The sequence below is a fragment of the Candidatus Lokiarchaeum ossiferum genome, from assembly GCA_025839675.1.
Taxonomy (GTDB): Archaea; Asgardarchaeota; Lokiarchaeia; order Sigyniarchaeales; family Promethearchaeaceae; genus Lokiarchaeum; species Lokiarchaeum ossiferum.
The window spans coordinates 1,163,706-1,186,219 of sequence record CP104013.1 but is presented as its reverse complement, the minus strand read 5'-3'; the positions used below and the strand labels follow the sequence as shown (position 1 = coordinate 1,186,219).

14 protein-coding genes are annotated in these 22,514 nt (G+C 33.5%); 7 read left to right on the top strand and 7 right to left on the bottom strand.

Annotation, left to right across the window (positions count from 1 at the left end; all coding sequences use genetic code 11):
• Positions 1-363 precede the first annotated feature (363 nt).
• The gene (locus NEF87_RS04760) at positions 364-2,820 is read left to right on the top strand and encodes a methyl-accepting chemotaxis protein (RefSeq protein ID WP_457918882.1); all 2,457 of its coding nucleotides are present in this window, start codon (positions 364-366) and stop codon (positions 2,818-2,820) included.
• A 191-nt stretch (positions 2,821-3,011) separates the two neighbouring features.
• Here NEF87_RS04760 and NEF87_RS04755 read toward each other — a convergent pair whose 3' ends face one another.
• On the bottom strand, positions 3,012-7,478 hold the full coding sequence (locus NEF87_RS04755) for a hypothetical protein (protein ID WP_457918881.1): 4,467 nt from the start codon (positions 7,476-7,478) through the stop codon (positions 3,012-3,014).
• Positions 7,479-7,673: 195 nt separating this feature from the next.
• On the opposite strand from NEF87_RS04755, the gene NEF87_RS04750 reads away from it, so the two are divergent.
• The gene (locus tag NEF87_RS04750; RefSeq protein ID WP_457918880.1) at positions 7,674-9,395 is read left to right on the top strand and encodes an acyl-CoA dehydrogenase; all 1,722 of its coding nucleotides are present in this window, start codon (positions 7,674-7,676) and stop codon (positions 9,393-9,395) included.
• 66 nt (positions 9,396-9,461) lie between these two features.
• On the opposite strand, the gene NEF87_RS04745 is transcribed toward NEF87_RS04750, so the two are convergent.
• The 4 genes from NEF87_RS04745 to NEF87_RS04730 all read right to left on the bottom strand — a co-directional run bounded on the left by NEF87_RS04745 (position 9,462) and on the right by NEF87_RS04730 (position 15,258).
• Complete coding sequence (locus NEF87_RS04745) at positions 9,462-10,154, bottom strand: hypothetical protein (protein ID WP_457918879.1); 693 nt, start codon at positions 10,152-10,154, stop codon at positions 9,462-9,464.
• A 61-nt stretch (positions 10,155-10,215) separates the two neighbouring features.
• On the bottom strand, positions 10,216-13,308 hold the full coding sequence (locus NEF87_RS04740; RefSeq protein WP_457918878.1) for a WD40 repeat domain-containing protein: 3,093 nt from the start codon (positions 13,306-13,308) through the stop codon (positions 10,216-10,218).
• Between the two features lie 261 nt (positions 13,309-13,569).
• Positions 13,570-14,178: a TATA-box-binding protein gene (locus NEF87_RS04735; RefSeq protein WP_371805255.1), complete on the bottom strand. Its 609-nt coding sequence runs from the start codon at positions 14,176-14,178 to the stop codon at positions 13,570-13,572.
• Between the two features lie 270 nt (positions 14,179-14,448).
• Positions 14,449-15,258 (bottom strand): hypothetical protein, encoded by an 810-nt coding sequence (locus NEF87_RS04730; RefSeq protein WP_457918877.1) that lies wholly within the window; start codon positions 15,256-15,258, stop codon positions 14,449-14,451.
• A gap of 277 nt (positions 15,259-15,535) precedes the next feature.
• On the opposite strand from NEF87_RS04730, the gene NEF87_RS04725 reads away from it, so the two are divergent.
• Genes NEF87_RS04725 through NEF87_RS04705 form a run of 5 tightly spaced genes read left to right on the top strand, consistent with a single transcriptional unit; the run spans position 15,536 to position 18,847 of the window.
• Entirely contained in the window at positions 15,536-16,210 is a 675-nt protein-coding gene (locus tag NEF87_RS04725) for an energy-coupling factor ABC transporter permease (protein WP_457918876.1), read from the top strand.
• A 5-nt stretch (positions 16,211-16,215) separates the two neighbouring features.
• On the top strand, positions 16,216-16,569 hold the full coding sequence (locus NEF87_RS04720; protein ID WP_457918875.1) for a PDGLE domain-containing protein: 354 nt from the start codon (positions 16,216-16,218) through the stop codon (positions 16,567-16,569).
• 31 nt (positions 16,570-16,600) lie between these two features.
• Positions 16,601-17,407, top strand: a complete 807-nt coding sequence (cbiQ, locus tag NEF87_RS04715; RefSeq protein WP_457918874.1) for a cobalt ECF transporter T component CbiQ — start codon at positions 16,601-16,603, stop codon at positions 17,405-17,407.
• Between the two features lie 10 nt (positions 17,408-17,417).
• Positions 17,418-18,302 carry an energy-coupling factor ABC transporter ATP-binding protein gene (locus tag NEF87_RS04710; protein WP_457918873.1) on the top strand — a complete coding sequence of 295 codons (885 nt, stop codon included), beginning with the start codon at positions 17,418-17,420 and terminating at the stop codon, positions 18,300-18,302.
• Between the two features lie 2 nt (positions 18,303-18,304).
• Positions 18,305-18,847 (top strand): DUF2284 domain-containing protein, encoded by a 543-nt coding sequence (locus tag NEF87_RS04705; RefSeq protein WP_457918872.1) that lies wholly within the window; start codon positions 18,305-18,307, stop codon positions 18,845-18,847.
• Positions 18,848-18,858: 11 nt separating this feature from the next.
• Here the strand turns inward: NEF87_RS04705 and NEF87_RS04700 are convergent, their stop codons facing one another.
• Positions 18,859-19,779, bottom strand: coding sequence for a family 43 glycosylhydrolase (locus NEF87_RS04700; RefSeq protein ID WP_457918871.1), 921 nt, complete (start codon positions 19,777-19,779; stop codon positions 18,859-18,861).
• A gap of 24 nt (positions 19,780-19,803) precedes the next feature.
• Positions 19,804-22,512 (bottom strand): AAA family ATPase, encoded by a 2,709-nt coding sequence (locus NEF87_RS04695; protein ID WP_457918870.1) that lies wholly within the window; start codon positions 22,510-22,512, stop codon positions 19,804-19,806.
• Positions 22,513-22,514: the final 2 nt, after the last annotated feature.

The window sequence follows — 22,514 nt, the reverse complement described above, 5'->3', positions numbered from 1 at the left end:
ATCAAAAAAAAAAATTTCATTTTCTGAATTGTTTTATCGCTTATATTCAATACCCAAATTTTTACCAACACGATCTAGCGTTGAACCATTAAGAAAGATGGCATTATTTTATTGAATCTAAATTTTTTTTTTCGATTCAAACAATACTGCATTTATTACCATCCAAAAATATTATCTGTCCATGATTTTCGTATAAATGTTATTTATCTCTTGGAAATTTTCCAATTCCTTTTATACCCTCAATTTGAAGAAATTTTCTAGATCAATTTTCTAAGTTTTCTGATAATTTAGTATTAATCTTGTTGTTGATATTTACTAAAATGAATATAATTTTTAAAAAAATTAATGATGGAAGTATAAAAAATGAAATTAAAAATTAAATTGCTGGTAATTATTCTTGCAATAGCTATAGTTCCTATGGCTTCACTCAGCATCATCTCCACTATTCAGACCACATCTAATATTCGGAGTGAAAATAATAAGGCTTTGACGGCTCAACGTGATTCTGTGGGAATTTACATTAATACCTTCCTATCGGAAGCTGAAGATGCTATTGAGGAACTCGTAAATAATCCTTCGACAAAATCATCTGCGGCGACAGCAGGAGGCGTATCTGTTGATACTCTATGGGATGCTTATGAAGGTGGAAGTTTTGATAATGATGTTGCTGAATCCGAAAATACAATTAAAACTGAAAAGACGTTGGACCTTACCAATGATATAGACCCTGCTTTTTCTGCATATCTGGATTTTTTTGTAGAATCTAATGAACTCCTTGATATTTTTGTTACCGATGCTCGAGGTTATGTCTATGCTTGTGCAGGAGGGATTCCTGGAGATTTTCAACAAGTTGATGAAGGTTGGTGGACTGCAGCAGAAACTGCGGGTGGTTCAACAATCGATTTTGAATTAGATGGATCTTTATTCTTGATGAATTTTGTTTATTCCATAACTTTGGCAAATGGGTCCTTTGGTGGTATGATTAAAGCTGGCTTGGATTTTTCCATTTTGGGAGATATAGTTAATGGGGATATGGCTGCCGATGGAATAGAAATAATTATTACTGATTTGGATGGTTTAATTGTCTCTCACAACCTTGAAGAATTAATTGGTGAAAATTTAGCTGATATTTTACCCGCTGGCGAAAAACAAAACGATGATTTTCTTGCTATTTTTGGAACGTCATCAAGGATAAATGCAGGCATAAAAACCGTTTCTTCAACAGTAAGCGTATCTACAGTTGCATATTCTCAATTGGATGACTGGGATTTTGTGATTGATGCTCTAAGTCGGGAAGAAACTATTACGCAGATGATTAATAGCAGTATATTACAATCAGTATTGATTAGTTTAGGTTTTATAGTTGCCATTGCAATAATTGGAATCTATTTAAGTCGTTCCATTACAAATCCCATTGAAGAATTACAAAAACAAGCTAAAGTTGTTGCAGATGGTAACTATAATATTGAAGTTAATGCTAAATCAAATGATGATGAGATTATGGGATTGACTTCCAATATACAAGATATGGTCAGTAAAACGAAAATTCTTATGGATATGAATAAAAGCATCGTCGATTCTTCTTCATCTCCCTTAGTGGTTATGGATGAAAATTTAACAATCACAATGGTTGGAAAATCATTCCTCGAATTAACTGGATTCCAAGAAAAAGATATATTAGGTCGTAATCCTGATGTGTTTTTTGTAGATCCGAAACGTTGTGACGAAGCTGTTCAGATATTCAATCGGGATGGTGGATTTTCCGATTTTGAATATGAACTCACAAATGCCAAGAATAAAAAAATCATTGTGAATACATTTGTTAAATCTCTTTATACTTCTAATGGAGTGCATATTGGAAATCTGACTACTTTTGTTGATATGACTACTATTAGAGGTCTAATCGAAAATGTGGAAACAATAGCAAGTGAAGTGAATTCCATGGCCGAGCAAATCTCTGAATCTTCAAATCAAATCAATATTTCGGTTCAAGAAGTGACAGGGGGATCCCAGGAAGTCGCCCGTGGGGCTCAAAGTCAAAGTCAGCAGGTCATGCAGATTTCTGATGCTGTGACTCAAATCAAAAGTTTAAGTGATAATATTGTGAATAGAACCGGAGAAATTGCTGTGAAATCAAAGGAAGGACAAGGGATGGCACAGAAAGGAAAAGCTTTGACTGATGATTTATTACTCCGAATTCAAGAAATTAACAACGGTGCCGAACGAGTCTCTGATACAATGGGTTCTTTATCTCAAAAAAGTAAAGAAATTAATAAAATTGTAGATGTGATCTCTGGGATTGCCACAGAAACCAATTTACTTGCACTTAATGCAGCAATTGAAGCGGCTCGTGCGGGAGATGCTGGAAAAGGTTTTGCTGTTGTAGCAGAACAAGTGCGAAAACTTGCCGAAGATTCCAAGCAAGCAGCAGATCAAATCAATGATTTAATCAATATGATTCAGAAGGAAGTGCAAGATGCAGTGAGCGCTACGGATTTAACGGTCGAATCTACTAAACAAGGATTCAAAGCCATTGATCAAACAAAATTGCAACTCGACGCTCTTTTTACTGTGATCAATGAAACGGATGTTGGAATTCGTGACACCATCGTAAATGTCAATACTCAAGATGGTCAAATTACACAAATTGTGACTAATGTAGAAAACATAAATGGCGTGATCGAAGAAAGTTCCAGTACTGCCGAAGAACTCTCCTCGTCAACTGAAGAAATGGCTTCAACGCTCGAAGAGATGACCGCTGCTGCCGAAGAACTTAGTGCCGCTTCAAATCGTCTGTTTGAAGAAATAAAACGAATCTAATGCTAATTCCTCTTCTTAATTTTTTTTTCCTAATTTATACCAATGTTCCTGTTATCTGTGAATAAAGTACTTTTTATGAAAAATACCAATGATACTTGAAAACTATTCGTATAAGATAAAGCTGAACGGATTAATGCGATAGGAATAAAAGAAAAAGTAAAAAAAACCAAATAAAATCAATCGAGTTAAAATTATTTAATTGTGACTTTTCCAGATTTTAAATCATTAACTAAAGTATACAAGATAGCATTTTGGGATTTTTTATAAAACCGTTGGAGTTTGGCTAACATTTCTTCATTTAAATCTGGATGGGTATTCCATATACCTTTTAAGGTCAAAGCTAAATTTTGAATAATTTCATTGTGATTTCCGCTTCCCCGGATCAAAGTATAGATGATTTGAAGCACATCATTAATTTGTTGGGGCAGATGGTCTACCATTTGTTGAAGATTTTTAGATAGCTGAATTCGCACACCTATATCTGGATCCCCAGCAAGATTCTGGAGACGTGCTAAAATCTTGATAAGGGGCTTGAGTTCATTTCCTTTCAAATAAGCAAATTTGAATAAGAAGTTACATGCATCTTGGCGTACTTCAGGCTGGCGGTTGGTTGATAACTGCATTATAATACCTATAAAGAAGTCAAACTGTTCAGGAACTTTAATTGAAATATCATAGAATGCTTGTAAACTGATAATTCGGATCTCTTTTGAAGGTGAAGTGGCCAGTTTGATTAAACTTGAATATAATGCAGTCATTTTCATCCCGGATTGCTGAAGATCTAGCAATTTTTGGACAATTAACCGATTTATTTCCACAAAAGGTGAATTTGAAAGCCGACGGAAGACCACCATAATTTCTGCCATTTTATCAGGATATAAATCAACATATTGGAAGAAGATCTCCACGGCTTGTATGGCAATCTTTGGATCAGGATCAAGGCCAATGGCCTCAATTGTGGATAAACAAACTGGAATATTTGGTTGAATGAGAGTTATTGTCCCTAAATGTTCCAATATTGCTTTTTTTATCTCGATCGGTGCATTGGGTTTATATGGGTTGAATAAAACTCGATAGATCAATGATTTCAAGGATCTAATCTGGCGGGAATGTTTTCGGGTTGTATATGATGGATACGTTCGGATAATTTGTCCTAACGATCGTATTGCTTGAGCTCTGACTTCGATATTTTTAGAGGATTGTTGCCGAAGCAATGTTGCTGTGGTTTCTTTATCATCAATTTTGATCGGAAGTGAAACAATAGCTTTCATTGCTGTTATTTTCGCATTTATTCCTTTGGATTGATTAATGGCTTCAATTAAAAGCTTCCGAATAAATTTTTCTTGATCTGTAGCCTCCAAAATTTTATATAGGGCTGTTGTGATTCCATCTTGTACTTCTTTTTGATTTGAATCCATATTTTTTAGCAAATAGGGTTTGAAATACTTTTCAAAAGGATTTACGGTTGCAGTTTTTAAGTTGGTTAAATTTTGGAATTGGATCTCCCCAAAATATATATCTGGAAATTGAGCAAAAATGGATGCCATGCATATAAGTGTCATTTTTCGAGTATTAGCATCTGGCATATCTTTTTGCAAGCTAATTGCTACAAGTAAAACAAGGATTTCCTTATGATAATTTACATCTTTTTTAAATACTTGCCATAAAAATTCCACGACAACTTTTTGTGCTAAAGGTTTGACTATATAGATGTTCTTGTCCAAAATGGAAAGTGTTTCTTTCACATCAACAAATTGACCAATAAATGTTTTTCCATCAAGATGATCTAAAGATTGTTTGCAATAAAATTCGAATTTTTTAGCAAGGGCCAGATCTCCCCCATGTTTAACATTTTCATTTAAGAAATCTTCGATTTGAGGCATTTTATTCGGAGCAAAATATAATAAATCATAAATTAATGCCACAGTTGCTCCCATCAAGTTGATTTCTTCAAAATTTCGGTGGAAGCCAAATATTTTTGAGTTATCTTCTTGAAGTGATTTTAATTCTGACCCAAATAGTGTTTTTGACTGGATAAACTCTTGTTTCTTCAGAACTTCAAATAATAACACTTCGTCCATGTAGGGAACTATTTTTTCTGCCACAATTGCCAAAATGTTCATTAAATCGATCCGAATCTGAATTGATAATGGTGCTGAAAGAATGGCAACTATATCGTTGATGAAAATGTGTGGATCGCCCTCAATAAAGAAGCGATAAACTTGATGACGAATATCCACATCCTCATCAATGATTAGTACACTGAACAAATGTTGAAATCTTTCATCTTTATAGATCTCTGGGCGAGTTTGGGCAATAATCACCAAAGATGCTAAAGTTGCTTTCTTCACTTCTGTTGAAGAATGTTGAACTAATTGTTTGAAATGGGGAAAAATTCGGTTGAAAAACTCTTCGGGACTGATATTACTGGAAAGACTACCTAAACCGATGGCTGCGTCACTAATCACTTGATTTTCTGTGCTTTTCAAATAGATTTCCATGTAATCAAATAAGTTTTCAAACCATTTCGTTTGAATCATGCAAAATTTCACGATTGTGGCAATTTTTTCCTGAATAATGTTATTCTCAGTTCGATCAATATGATTAAATTCAGTCATCAAAGTAGCAACGGCATTTTGATTTGAAGATGCCAAAGTTGAATATGTATCTAAGGTCCTGGCAACGATTTTTGAGCTGTGATGTTGAAGAAGAGTATGAAAATAAGGTGTTAGTACATCCAAATTCTTTTGAAAATTCTTTGTTGCGGCATTTAAAATCTGGAACGAAGCAAGAATGAAAGGTTCATAATCATCCGATAGAAGTGGTATAATCAAATCACGTAGATATTCATGATTTTCTCTATCAAATTCGGCTATTACATTAAAAATCTTATTCAAAGCAACATCTGGAATTTGTTTTTGTTTCAATTCTTCTATAATTTTACTTAAATTTACGATATTTCGTTTTCCTACTTGTCGGGTTAGTTTTATGGCTTGTTTTGTTTTATTTGCATCCTCAGACTTAAGCAAATTAATTATGGATGCGATGATTGAATCTTCATCTAATTTCAACATGATTTCATATTGATGTGCTTTAATGATAGATGTAATCTCTGTATTTTCATCGGAAAGAAGTTCCTCCATAATTTTTGAGATTTGCTCGGAAGATTCAACATTGAGATTGTCTTTCATTTTAACATAGCGAATAACTGAATTAGCCACAATTTTACGCATTTCTACACTTTCATGTACCTTATATTTGTTGATTGTTTCAAAATCATTTTCTAATATGGCTTTATTTAGTGCCCATTCATCCGCTTCTTGACGTAATTCTTTACGATGGAAAAGAAAATTGCCTAAAAATATGAGATTCAATATTTTTTGCACTAAAATTGCGGTACTAAATAAACGAACTACTGTTTCCTGATCTGCCCACATCCTTTCTGCAGTCCATTCTGGGTTTCGAGCATCGGGAGATAAAATCAAATCTAATCCAATTTTTTGGAGATTTTCATCGGGAAAAATCCAGGGCCATTTTACCATAGCGGTAACAAAGATGGAAAATGCTATACCGCAAATAATATACGCTGCGAATAATACCATTTTGGGGGAATTTAATGGTTCCTTACTGATAAATTTGGAATATATTCCAATAAGACCAAAACCAGCTGTGGTTAAAATAAATCCAAGAAAATCAATGGGAAAAACAGCAAAGAATAATCTTATTTTAGGTCTTTGCCCTTCTTTATCGACTATTTTTAAAAAATCAAAGATATCAAACAATGTGTTTACAAAATCAGTTTGAGATTCAAAAAAATCTATACCTGGTTTAGGATAAGTATTTGTTATGATGGGAATAATATATTGGAAAAAGGACCAGACCGAAGAAATGAAGGTTAGAATTGCTACCCCATAAAATATTGCCAATTTTTTATCATTTTTTAAATTTACTCTTCGTCCTCTAAAGAATGTTTGAACTGCTCCAATATTTGAGTAATAACTCAAGTAAAACATTGGTCCTAACAATAACCATACAAAGAAAATTAGACGAATCGCCCAACTATCAGTGATATTTTCTGGAATATTCCATTGGTTTGTTGCAATTATCGAAGTGATTATTGGGGCGAGTAAAACAATGAAGAAGAAAAGAACTATTGCTGCAATATAACTCCAAGGTGGATTAAATCGGTCGATATATCTTGATTCCAAATGCCGTTGTATTTCTGTGGCACCTTGTTGTCCAGGACTTGCAAGTTTCAAATATTCATAGAGTGGATAGAACAACGAAAAAATTGCGATGATAATGAGGATAATTGGTAAATATCTAGGAAAAGCGAATGCTTCTAATATCTCATTCAAGAAAATTTTGGAAATGTCTGTATCGATTTGATCCGAATTTAAAATAATTTGACCATTTTTACTAATAGCAGATGAGATCAAAGCCAGAACAAACATTATCGAAAGAGATGTCATTAAGCTAAATATTACTCCTGAGCTGAAGTTGGTAAATTTTTGGCGAAAAGTATATTTCGGTGCAGTTTTTAACTCATTTCGAATATATTTCAACATCTTTACGAATATAAGTATTGCTATGAGTGAATATAACGCTGTAAGGCTATAATTGATAACTTGTGGCCATGGAAAGTTTTGCAATAACATAATTAATCCCTAAGTTGGAGTTTCTTTCTTTAAACTTAATAAATTAACGGTGATCATGGATATCACAAAAACGATTGTGAATTGATCAAATTTCCGAAAAAATGATCCCTAAATCCATTTATTTTTCGGAAAATGAAGTCTAAACATTTATTTAGCCCAAGAAATAGATTTTGAATAAATTAAATGGTGAATGAAATGTTATTATTAAATCCGAATAATCATACACGGGAATATCCAGATGATGAATCCCGTGAAATTATGTTAAAAACTATTAAGTTTTTTGAAGATCGTGGAAAAGTCAAGCTTTTACAAGATGATTTCGATCGAGTCTGGTATCAAGATTTTCTGGATTTTGTCAAAGAAAATAAAATCTTCTCAACTCTACTTACTCCTACACAATATGGGGGAGGCAAAACCCGCTGGGATACTTATCGAAATTGTGAATTCAATGAAATTTTGGGTTTCTATGGGTTGCAATACTGGTATACTTGGCAAGTGTCAATATTAGGTTTAGGTCCCATTTGGATCAGTAAAAATGAAGAAATCAAGAAAAAAACCGCCAAGCTCTTGGAAGAAGGAGGAATTTTTGCTTTTGGTTTGTCAGAGCAAGATCACGGGGCTGATATCTATTCCACAGATATGATCCTCAAACAAATTGAAGAGGGTAAATATACTGCACGGGGAAGTAAGTATTATATTGGAAATGGGAATAAAGCGGCTTTAGTGTCCATTTTTGGGAAAACAGAACCAAGCTTAGATCCTAAAGATGAAAAATATGGAAATTATGTTTTCTTTGCGGTAAACAGTCAGCATGAGAAGTATGAATGTGTCCAAAATTTGATTGCTACTAGTTCCTATGTGGCCGAATATACTCTCCATGATTATCCTATAACCGACGCGGACATTTTAGCAACCGGACGCGAAGCATGGGATATGACCTTGAATACCGTGAACATCGGCAAATTTAATTTAGGCTGGGCTTCCATCGGAATTTGTACCCATTGTTTATATGAAGCTATCAATCACGCTTCCCATCGAAATCTCTTCAATCATTATGTGACCGATTTTCCTCACATTCGGCAACTCTTTATGGATTCCTATTGCCGGTTGGTGGCTATGAAACTTTTTGCTCTTCGGGGTTCGGATTACATGCGGACGGCATCTAAAAATGATCGCCGTTACCTTCTTTACGATCCTATGGTCAAAATGAAAGTTACCACCCAAGGGGAAGAAGTGGTCAATCTTCTCTGGGATATCATTGCAGCGAAAGGTTTTGAGAAAAATATGTACTTTTCTGTTGCTGGTCGAGATATTCGGGCTTTACCCAAGTTGGAGGGGACGGTTCACGTCAATATGGCTTTAATCATCAAATTTATGGCGAATTATTTCTTCAAACATGCGGAATTCCCAGAAGTCGCCAAACAAATGGATCCACAAAATGATGATTTTCTATTTGACCAAGGTTCAACTAAAGGTTTAAGTAAAATTCGTTTCCATGATTATAGCAAAGTGTATGGCTCTGTGGACCTCAGTAATGTCAAAATATTCAAAAAACAAATTCGAATGTTTAAACTTATGTTGATGGCTGCCCGTCCAACTAAAGAACAAGCGAAAGATATAGATTTTCTATTAATTATGGGTGAAATGTTCACACTCATTGTTTATGGTCAGCTCATTATTGAGAATGCTAAAATCTACGCTATTGAAGATGATTTGTTAGATCAAATCTTCGATTTTATTGTGCGAGACTTTTCTAAATTCTCATTACAACTCTATTCCAAACCTCAAGCCACAGGATTACAACGATGGTTTAGTAAGCGAATGTTAAAGAAACCTAAAGTGAATAAACCTCGTTTTGAAAAGATTTGGAAGGATCATGTCTTTAAATTAAAAGATCTCTATGAGATGAAGCCTTAAATAGAGATTCAACTTTTTTTTATGGTTTTAGGGGCGATAAGGACGAATATCAATCCAACGTATATTTTAAAGTAAGGCTTTTTGAAATTTTATTTTTAGTTCCTCTTTTGTCGGAAGAGTAGAATTTGGATAATATATGAGCCCCACAGAACGATAGTTGTCGAATTGGTCATATTTTCCCGTATAATCCCCCATATATTCATATCCATTTTTTAAATGGGCATAGAGGGAAGGGTAGTTATGAATGGGGGATTTAATCACAAATGAAATAATTGGACACGATGTACTAGAAAATCCCGCTTGAAATAGTTGTGACCCATATCCTAAGTTGTGATAAGAAGGAGAAATACCAATCTGGATTAAATACATGAAGTCTCGAGAATTAATAACCGTTCGGGCTTTTTCACTACAAAATGAAATGTCCTCAGCGTATTTTTGAACTTGGTCAATGATTTTATCATCGCCTAAAAGTAAACTATATGCAAATATATTTGGCTGGGTGGGAGTATTTTTGTAGTTACCTAAAATAATTACATTGCGTTTGTCTTTAATCCAGTTTTCAACTACTTGAATTTCATGATTTCCAATAACGAAACCTGAATTTGCATACCGTTTTCGTTCTTCTGGTATTGCAGTGCTGTACATCTTTGGAGTAAATAACAAATTTTGACCGATCTTATAAATAAATTTTGCATCTTCAGGATTATGTGTTCGAAAAAATTCCGTTTCCATTATATGTTCATCTTTGCTATTTTTCATTAAATTTTCTTCTATTGCTTGGTAAATAAAAAAAAATGATTTTTCAGTATTTTTGCATCATTTAATTAAATGATCTGCGTTTTTTCTTTTTATGCTGGAAGCGAATCCAATTGGAGATGCTAATAACCAACACAAATATTAGAACAAAATAAATTAGAAGATTCAGAATAATTTCAGCCCACTGTATCTCGTTACCAGCAATTTCAATGGAGGTTCCTAAGAAATTGATCTGGAATATTCCTTGGATATAGAGTAAAATAATAATCAAAGCGGCAGTAATACTTGAAGCAGATGTGAAGAGGATAAATTTTGGCTGAATGTGTTCAAGAAATTTATTGAAGTATCCTCCAATATTCACATTCAACGTTCCAATGGCTGGTTCTTGATATTGTTTCTCAATTCGCTTGAAAATTTTCTTCCCTTTGGGGCATGTATATAAATTTTGCAACTGATATCCTGGGAGGATGGTTTTTGGGACTAAATCGTTCTTTTTCTTTGGAACAATCTTGCTGGTATTAGTTGTTGATATTTTTTCGGAGAGTAGCAAAAATTGTTGTTGTATAGTATCAACTTTCACCCGTAAATCTTCATTATCATGCCGAAGGAGTGATAATTGCTTCAAAATATTAGTCCCTTGAAAACTGGGAGCTAATAAACTTTCATAAATTACATTCACATCTGTGAAGAAGATGATGGCTTTTGGCTCCATTTTATAACCTGCATCAATTTTGAACATTGCTGTAGAGCACCAGTTTCCATCTTTATCTGGACGGAAATTGCTAAAGTTAATGTAATCCACATCCCCACGATCGTCTTTAACTTGAATTTCAAAGGCTTTAACTAATGGTAATATCCATTCATTAATGTTTTTTAACCGTAATTGAAAGATGAGTGCAGTTTCTTCCCGATCTTTTAACTCCACTTCATTAATGCGCGGACCTAAATGATGCCACTTGTAGCCTTCAATTGGATTAGGTCCTTGCCCAGAAAAATTCAAATCAAAGGACCATTTTTCGGGTAACAATGTTTCGATTTTGTTGCCAAACCGTCTTAGTAATCCCATCCAAAAAAGATCTCCATTATCTCGAAATCCTTTCATAAATTCTTCCAGAACAATACCCAATGTCTCTGTTTCTCCAATTGGGATTGTCCCTCCTTCAATTCCTCGTGGAATATCTGATAACCATGGTGCATACCCTAATTTTCCTAAATTATACCACGTTTTTGCAGATTTCTTTAATACTAAGACAAATTTCTCATGGTCACAGGAAGTATCAGGACTGAGTGGTTTCATACCATAGAGAATCCGAATTATTCCAGGCGAACCTAATTCTGCAGGCACTAAATCATAAGTGCGCGCCATTTGAATTTGTGCTCCCAAAACATCAAAATCCTGCGTAATAGTCTCATCGATTTCCAATTTTTCATCAAAATATTTACTAATATCCCAAATTCGGATGATTGAGTCTAATGAGCCTGAGATTAAAAAATTACCACTCAAAGCTAAATCCTTAACATTATCGGTATGACCTTCAAGAGTGTCCAAACATTCTTTGGTTTTTAGACTCCAAACTTTAATACTATTATCAGCAGATCCAGAAATCACAATATCGTTGTGAATTAAAACACACCAGACTTGATCGGTGTGATCATCGAATTCGGCAATTGTTTCCCCCGTTTTATAGTTAAAAACTCCACATATTCCATCACCTGAAGCAGAAGCTACCAAATTCCCTTGAGTCTCGAGATGAAATACTTCATCTTGATGATAGTTAATAATATGTTTTAAATGACCATCAGAATCCCATACTCTTATTGTTCCATCCGATGAGCCGGTAACATACATCCCATCTTCAGTAATAACAGAAGAATAAACTGCATATGTGTGTCCTCGAAGCACATGTAAGCATTCTCCCGTGGTTAAATCCCAAACTCGAGAAGTAGTATCCCAACCCGAAGTAATCGCTTTATTATTGCGCATCATTGCACGATAAACTTTTCCTTCATGTCCTTTTAGTTCCAGTAATTTTTGACCCGTATTCAGATCATACAATCTATAAACTCCTTCATCTGATGAAGCGAGAATTTGGTTATTACTAAAAGCCAACCCCCACACCCAACTATTTTCTTCAAGAGCGATGGTTTTGATCAATTCTCCTTTTTTTACATTCCAAATTTTCAAGAGATTGTCAATACTCGCTGTAACTAATGTATTATTTTGTGCTTTTGTTCCTAAGATCAATCCATCATGAGCTTTGATTCTATATTGACTGTGCAAAGAAAAATCATCCCAAATACTAATTGTTTTATCAGCAGATGATGTAACAACTAAATTTCCTAGTTTATCGATTCCAACTGTTGCATCTTGGTGGCCTTCTAGTTTTTTTACCATCACTCCAGTAGAGAGATCGGTAATCAAGATAGTTTTATCTTTTGAAGTTGAATATAGATAATTTCCATCAATTTTTATTCCCATCACTGATAATCGATGATGTTTTAAATGATGTAGAAGCTCATAGGTTTTTGAATCCCAAACATTGAAATATCCTGTTTGATCCCCAGTTACAATAAATTTACTGGATACATCCATGGCAGCAATGGCATCAAAATGTTCTTCATAGGATCCTACACATTGCCAAGAATTTATATCCCAAATTTTCAAAAAGTGATCCCATGAAACGGTAAATAATTTATCTTCACAAAATTTAACCCCAGAAACACTACGAGAGTGTGCCTCTATTGTCTGGATTAATTCTCCCGAGTCTAATTTCCAAATTTTGATTGTTGAATCGTCTGATCCAGATGCAATATAATTGTCTTGTATACTAACAGAAAGAATTGCTGCAGTATGACCGTGGAGAATTTTTATACACTCTCCTGAGTCACATGACCAAATTCGGATTGTTTTATCATTACTCCCTGAAATTAACTGCCCTTTTTGAAAATCAAGACAATTTACACTACTTGTATGACCTTCTAATGATTTTATGATTTCTCCCGTATGTAAATCCCAAATAATAATTTTCCCAAACCGAGAAGCAGAGAAAATATATTTTTCTCGCACAATAATTGCTTCCACAGGAGAATCATGCCCTGTGAGAACATTTCGACGGAGTATATTGGGAATTCTAAAAATTTCTTTTGATCGTCCCATTATTATTCACGATAAACATTTTATTAAGGAAATAAATAAAGATTTTGGAGATACTCACATTTTCAGATATATTTCCTTCCTTATCACTTCACGTTTCATTAAAGTGAATTATTATTTTATTTCTATTACTACATCTTCTCATAAAGTTATTCAAAGAATTTTAACACAAGATTTCTACAACATACTCAAAATCATTACTTAAGATTACAATTGGAATGAAAGATTTGGAACAAACTTAAGTAAAAAAAGGATAAAAAATTATTAGAGAAATGACATTTCTTCTTCTTCATAAACTGGTTCCTCGCCAGGTTCGCGAGCAACATCATATTCTCGGACTGCGTAATACAATTTTTCGCACGCATCCCTCACTATTTCTTTAGTTTTTCCACCCGTACACACAATTTTTCCCGTAGAAAAAATTAAAAACACAGTTTTGGGTTCTTTCATCCGAAATATTAATCCTGGAAATACTTCTGGCTCATACATACTATTTTCCATTACAACAGCAGCCATATTTAAATCGATGGAACATTTGAGGTCCCCACTGGCAACGATATTTTGAATAATAATCACTGGATTGGAAATCTTAATTTTACAATCTGAAATCCGTTTAATTACATCATTTACTACAGTTTCTGCTTCATCAGCTCTTCTCATTCCCGTTACGACCATTTTACCTGTTGAGAAGACTAATATTGTTGCCTTAGGTTCAACAATTCGCATGACTAATCCAGGAAATCGTTCAGGGTTATACTCAACATCCGAATATTTACGGGCTATCACATTTAAATCCATTTTTTCTTCAATATCGGCTACAACTGTCGCTACAACGTTTTCTATCTTATACGTAAATTTTTCTTCTTCGGACATAGAAATCACTTTTTTTTTTTTATTTAAATACCATATATAAGAGTAAAGAGTCAGTTAATAAGTTGTTTAAAAAGCTAACAGAAAAAATTAAAAATTGAGAGTGATGATTCTTCTTCATATCAATAGTTGTTTTTGTGCCATTCTTGCATAGGAATTCTCATTAATTATTTTTACATGCATCTAATATATTGTTATATGAATTAGAACAATTAACTAATATCAAAATCTCAATTTTGAAGAAATTTGATGGAATATTATAAAAAAATGTGATTATTGTCTTTTTTTAGTCCAATCTAATCCACTTAATGACAAACATATAATCGTTGTGCTATAAAATACCCACACAAATCGGAATGCAATTTCGGAAGGATTTCCAATTCCAATGTTATAAATTTCTCCAACAACTTCTGTTAAAAACCAAGCTGTCATTCCTATTGCAAGTAATATGCCATTTTTTTTAGGATATAATTTATATCGCACTGCTTCCCAAGAAATCCATGTTGACATACAGAAAAATGCAAGATAAATTGGAGCAATAATTGTGTGTCCAATCCTAACTATATCTGTCCACAATATTATTACTATTATAATACCTGTTCCAAATATTGATAATCCTATCCAAAATTTATCAATAAATTTTTTGGCACTTGATTTTTGCTCTAATGTTACAAATTCATGTGATTTCTTCCAATAAGGAAAACCTTTCCCATGACGGATTGCAAATATTCCATGGGCAACAATAGAAAGAATTCCTCCTATCATAAATAGGGGTGAATCTGCAGCTATATTTGGGCTTAATCCATAAATACTCATCAGAATATCCGTTGGTACCATGCATAAAAATGCAAAGAATAAAAGAAACCAGTCCTTTTTATCCAAAGCTATAGGTTTGATATAAATAACCAATAGAAAGCATAGAAATGTTAATGTAGGCTTAGCTATACCTGCATAATATACATTTTCTAACTCCTTAAAATATATTACCCAATCCACTATGAAGAAGCTGAAGAATAGTAGTAACATAATTGTTAGAATTATAACAATATCTACAGAAATTCCTTTTTTTTTATCTAAAGTCATCCCTTGATAGTTTGTGTAATTTATTTAAAAAACTTCATTTAATTTATCATCTTGGATTGTCCACAATAGTGTTTTTCAGTGGATAATTCGGTCTTTCAATACTATTCAGATATAATTGAAGAGGCATAGAAGGATAATGAACTTAAGTTTTCATGAATAGCAGAATCATTGGAATTGAATTATAATTACAATATGAAAAATTTTAAAACGAATATGATCAAATATTATTTGTTGATAAATCAGTATTACTCAACTGAAAATATCAATTGTGATTATTATGCACATCCCAGAAGGTTTGTTGGATTTATGGATTGTCATCCCCCTATGGATTGTTACGATTGGGTATGGATCGCTTTCCTTATTTAAAATAAAAAAAACGATTAAGGAAGATCAAATTGCAATTATCTCTGTTATCACCGCAATGGTCTTTGCTTTACAAATGCTCAATTTCCCAATTGCTGCTGGGACGAGTGGCCATTTTCTTGGATTTATTCTGATGGCTATCTTAATTTCACCATCAGCTGCTTTTATTATGATTTCTGTGGTTCTTATTATTCAAGCCTTTATTTTTGCTGATGGAGGAATAATTGCTCTTGGCGCCAATATCTTTAACATGGGCATTGCCACATTACCTGGTTATTTTGCGTATTGGTCTATTCGAAAAAAATCAAAAGCTAATACAGAAGATAAAAAATATACGCAAAATTTGCTCATTGCCACTTTTGTGGGTGCTTATATTTCTGTAGTTTTAGCTGCAACGATTTGTGGTATCGAAGTCGGATTGTCCAGTTCCTTTCCATTTGGATTGAAATATACTGTTCCGACTATGTTGGGATATCATCTACTGATTGCTTTAGGAGAAGGGTTGATAACCACAGTCATTGTTGCCTTTTTCCACAAATATGCTCCCGAATACTTACCTAATTTTGAAGAAACCCTCATTTGGAGTTAATAACCATGAAAAAACAATCTAAATTTGTCTTAATAACTTTCGGTATAACCATGGTTGTACTTGCAGCGTTTTTATGGTCCCCAATCTTTTTAGCTGGACCTGATGGATTAGAAAAGTCATTATTTGATATTGTTGGAGATGATGAATGGGAACCAGACACGAATATGGAGTATGACGGAGCTCCTCTTCCAGATTACGAATTTATAGGTACAGAGAATGGATATTTCCATACTTGGATTGTAGGTTTAATTGGCTCTGTCTTAACCTTTGTAGCTATCTTTACTTTAACAAAAATTATTACCTATAAGAAGAAGAAATCACCATCTATGCAAACTACCAACATAGTTCAAAAAGTTTAAGGAATCTCTTCCCTTATTAAACCTATATATAATGAGTCTCTTAGCGCGGGTCAATAATAGTTTTCAAGATTATTTATTGACTGAATATGAACAAAGTCAATCCACCCGCACATTTTTTGTCTTTCCTCTTTTTAAATTATTGATTTCCATTTTCATGATAGTTGTTATAAATCAGTTCATTACCACTTATTTAGTATGGATTGGATTAATCCTCTTATTGTTTAGTGCTGCAATCGCGGTTCAAATTAATATTAAAAGATATTTGAAGATGTTACTGGGATTAGGTGTAATTTATCCTATTATTGTTGGAATTCCGCTCATTTTCATCACAAAGGAATCTATTATATGGAGCTTTCAGATTCATTCACTAACTATTTCAGTTTCAGAGTTAGGTTTGATTGGAGCACGTGATTTTTTCTTTCGCATCATGTGCAACGTCAGTGTTATTCTTTTTCTTGTACTTTCAACACCTTTTATCCATATTATCCATGTATTTCATCAATTGCATTTTCCCAAAATCATTACAACCATCATGGTTCTGACTTATCGCTATTTCTTCCTTTTTTTTGAAAACCTTATTAAAATTTTACGAGCAGATGATTGTCGACGATTTTCCAAACTTCCCTTTAAAAAGCGGTTTAATCACATCGGGACTATTTTTTCAATGTTGCTTTTACGCTCAATGCAACGAGGAACAAAAATTCACCGAGCAATGATGGCCCGGGGATACTCAGGGGAAATTCCTGATATTTCTTACAAAGCAAAATTAACCCCAACCATTTTATACGTTGGAAGTTTTGTTATTCTAAACTTACTTCTATTTATTATATTCATCTAAAGTGAAAACTATGACAAATCGTACCCAAACTCCATATTCAAAGGAAATAACCAACACATCTCAAATCGAGATCAAAAATTTAACCTTCAGTTTTATTCCAGGGCAAGTTATTCTTAAAAATTTATCTTTATCGATTCAGAAAGGGGAAAGCGTGGTTGTTATGGGGGCGAATGGATCAGGAAAATCCACACTTTTACTATGCATACTGAATCTATTAGCACGGTTCGAAGGACAAATATTAGTCGAAAATATGGAAGTAAACTCTAAAAATCAACGATATATTCGCAGGAAGGTCGGAATTATGTTCCAAAATCCAAATGACCAGCTCTTTCTCCCTACTGTTCATCAAGAGTTAGAATTTGGTTTGGTTAATCTTGGTTATAATGAAAAACAAGTCAAAAATCGTATTGAAGAGACAATTACCGAATTGAAACTGGAAAATTTGATGGAAAAGAAAACTTTTCATTTAAGCTATGGTGAGAAAAAGAAAATTGCTTTCGCTTCTATATATGCGATGGATCCTGATATTTTTCTTCTGGATGAACCCTTTGCAAATCTCGATCCAAAAAGCAAATCAGATTTGATTTCCATATTGCATCAATTAAATAAGAGAAACAAGACAATAATATGCATCAGTCATGAAATAGATCATATTCCGCTCTTCTTTTCAAAAACTATTGTTTTAAATCAAGGTGAAACATTATTTGAAGGTTCAAGACGAGATTTATATGCACAACCTCAAATATTGCAACAAGCAAATTTAGAAATACCAATTGTATCTAAGCTTTATTATCAACTCGTCGAAAACTTAAAACTGACTCCCCAAGAAAAAGTTCCATTGAAGGAAGAAGAACTTATCGCCTTTATTGCAAATAATGTGAAGAAGGTACAGTAATCATGAATCTACCTCCAGAATTAACTCAGTATTTACAAAATCTAATGATTGCAGAAGAATGTTTTGATTATACCCTCTTTTCAATGGACAAGTTAATTATCACTCCAAAAGTGCGGTTGAAATGTATGTATGGATGCCAAAATTATGGAATTCAGCGAAAATGTCCTCCCAATGATACTTTATCTCCAGTACAATGCATTAAATATTTGAAAGATTATTCTAATGCACTATTAATAAGATTTGTCCCTGATCAGGATTTCGGTGCTCCAATTAATGCTCAATCGATTTTGCTCGAAATTGAGCGGAAAGCGATGTTAAATAATTTACGCTTCGCTTTAGCTGTTTTTCCAACACATTGTCATCAATGTGATCTGTGCCACATTTCTCAAGAATGTGCGAAACCTTTGCAAGCACGTCCTTCTATTAGTTCATTGTGCATCGACATCTTGGGAACGTTAGAAAAATTAGGGTTACAACAAAAAATTTTGACCTCGAAAGATCAGCCTAAAGAATTCTACTATCTTGGTTTGATTTTATTAGAGTAACTCAATTTTTTTTAATCCCATAATAGTGGAGCAATGTATAATCCCTTTTTATCCCACCCCGTATTGGTGATAAACCACCCTTCTTTCTCATCAAACAATATTTCTGATGCATGGGTGGGTAAATCGCAAACATGATTTGATAGGGGGAAATTTTCTGGATCTTGAGACCAATAAACGGCAGTTCTATTATAGGATTCTTGGGCTAAACAAGAAAATAAATAGAATATCTCTCCTTTTTGAACCACAAAGGGACTTTCCGCATTTCCCGCCCAATGCCATCGTTTCCAAGGTTGAATTTGAACAATTTTTGGACCGGACCACCGTTTGAGATCTTTACTTTTCCTCACCGCAATGCACGAATGTTTATCCTTATCATTCACCGTCTGAGTATAATAGATGTAGTATTCTCCATTAATTTGCAATAGCATTGTATCTCTTGCATGACCGGGGCCACTAAATTGCGGGTTACGTTCATCACGGATCCAATTTATTCCATCTGTAGAAGTGGCTAAATGAATATTTCCATGGGATGCAACTAACTTCGCAAAAGGTCGAATATTTCCCACAGAATAAAACATATATAATCTATCTTCAACATTAATCACATGAGGTGCCCAAAGGAATTTTTCTCCTTGTGATCGACTTGCAACAAGGGCATAATCATGTTCAATCCACGAATCCGAATATAAGGTCGGGGAAGAGATATGAAATAAATTTTGCTCAATAATCCATGCAAAAGCTTGCTTAAAAATGCGAAACCCGATGATTCCATATCCGTGCCAGATTCCATCACTTGTTTTTACTAAGGTGTGATCATTCGTATACCACCGATTTCGGTTAATCCAATTGAATCGTTGAGTAAATTTGGATTGATTTGGATTATACATGTGCTTCCAAGCTCCAGATATGGTAGGAGTTGTGAAAGATGTCATAAATATACTTTCGTTTAAGTAGACTTAAACTTTTAAAAAATCCACCTTTGTAGTTTCACTCTCATCTTTTTCAAAGCGGATTACATGATCTGCATTTTCTTCAAAGGTATCATCATGTGAAATCACAAATAGTTGGCGAAAACCGCGCACATTTTGGATACATTTGGCCAAATTCTGCCGTTTAATCGTGTCTAAATTCGTGGTCGGTTCGTCAAAAAATGCAAAATCAATCGATGTTAAAATTCGTAATATGGCTAATCGAATGGCAAGGGCGACAGCCATTTGTTCTCCCCCAGAAAGCTGGGAAAATACGCGTTCATTTTGACTGGAGATGACTAAAACATCAAAATCTTCTTGCCAGATTAATTTTACCCCGTCAAGTCCCATGAGATCCCTAAACAATTCTGAGGCAAGACGATTAATATTATTTAGTAAAGCCCCGGTTATTTTGGGTCCTGCTTCTCTAAACCAATCGCGTATCGTTTGAGTAAAAGCTAATGCGTTTTCCAAATTCTCAAAATCTTTAATGATGTCCGAGAGCTTATTTTCAATTTTCAGTAAATCTTGAAATTCTCGTTCGAGTTCATGCTGTTGTTGGGTTTTATTTAGAATATCTTGCTTGATCATAGTCAATTCATTATTCAATTTTTCTTTTTTTTGCTCTAGTTTGTCAAAATCGTGGAGATCAAATTGTTTATTCAAGTTTTGGTGGGTTACCTGAATTTGCTTTAATTTTTTTTGATTCACAATAGATTTTTGTTTTAAATTGTCAAGTTGTTCTAAAATAGCCGGTAATTTTCTCGATTGTTGAAGATTTGTTTGATATTTCTCATAACTTGGAAGGAGCTTCTTAAGAGTGGTTCGAACTTGCCCTAATTTTTCAGAAATTGAATTATTTTCCTGCAGATATTTTAAAATCGGGGCAATTTTTGCCTCAATAGGTTTCCGGTTTTCACGCATTACAGATATTTTTTTATTCAAAATGGGTAAATCTGTTGTAATTTTGCTATGAACTATTTGATATTGTTCTGCTTTGCTTTTTAATGAAATTTGTTTCTTTTGAAGAGAGTCAAGTTCAGTCTTCACATTTCTATTTTCGTCTAAAAATACTTTAATCGCAACATTTTCAAGTTTGAGTTGATTAACTAACTCTAATTTTTGTTGTACTTGCGCTTCTAATAGTTTTAATCGATCTAATGATTGTTGAGCTTCTTTACATTTCTGGAATTGACTTATTAGCGTTTTTCGATGTTGATTACTTTTTTGCAGTGCCTGGAAATTGGTAGCAAGTAGTTTTTCAAAATAAGTGGTTAGGGATTCTCCTTCTATATTTTGACATTTGGATCCCAAAAAAGGACATTTTCCATCTTTAGAGCTTTCCTTGTTTTTTTCATACTCCTTTTTTTGAGTTAGCAGAACAGAAATTTGTTTTTCTATTTTAGTAAGTTCCTCTTGAACTTTTTCCATTTGATCTACTAAAGTGCGTAACTCTGGAATTTTGACAATTTTCTGTTTAATATCATCAATGGATTTCTGAGTGGTTAGAATGTTTTTTGATTGCTTTTCATAAATGTCTCTTTTCATTCGTGTTTGAGTACTTAATTGTTGAATTTGTTCTAGTCTAAGAGAGTTTTTCTGGTAGGTTTCATAATCTTTTTTGAGATTTTGATATGATTCTTTCAAGTTTTCGATTTCTTCTTTTTGCTTTTGAAATGCTTCGATTTTAGTTTGAATGGTTGTCAAGTTTTTCTCAAGGGTATGTTGAGTTTTCATCAATCTATCAAATTTTTCTTTTTTAGTAATGAGTTCTTCTTCAATTTTTTTAATTTTAATAAATTCTTGAGCTGGAGATAAGTTTTGTTGGCAAATTTCTTTCGCTTTTTCTGATTCTTGTCTTTGGGATGTAATTATTGAACTTTGCTGAGCGATATTAGTTTGTTCTTGAGTTAATTCTGAAATATTCCTTTGAAGCTTCTCAATTTGCTCTTTAATTTGTTTTGATTTTTGATACTTTGATTGAATTTTAGTAAATTCTTGGGATAAGATCTTTTTTTTTGTTGTATTGTCCAGAATTTCAGCTTGTAACCTATTTAGACTCTTTTCTAAAACCACTTTTCGTTCTAATTGAGTTTTATACCCTTTAATTTCTAATTTATACTCATTAATCTCTTCATTAAATTCTTTGACAATACTAGCCGATTTTTTGTAGATTTTATTATAAATTTCTACATTAAGCAAAGGGTTAAAAAAATCTTTCCTATCACTTGGACGTCGTAAAAATGGTTCAGTAAATGTCCCTTGCTCAACTCCAATGGCATTTTGAAATAATTTTGAGAGATCATGCTCTTGGTTTATTCCAGTTTGTATTTTTAACCATTTTTGCAAATTGGCTTTATTATGGATTTTATCAATAATGGTACTTGTTAAAAGATCGGTTACCTTGATAGTATTCGGTTTCCGGGCAACGGATCTTTCAATTAAAAAGGGATGATCATCTACTCCTCGAACCCATATTTTTACTAGCCCAGACTTTCCAGCATCGGGTGCATCCCTGACATAGACATTTTGACTTTTTGCTGGGAGAAAATCAAATAAATTATGCCCAATCATTTTTAGAACTGTTGATTTACCTGTTCCATTTGCTCCCGCTAAGACATTAAGACCATTTTGAAATGAAATTGTTGTATCTTTATGAGTAGTAATATTCCGTAATTGGATTTTTTCAATTATCATAT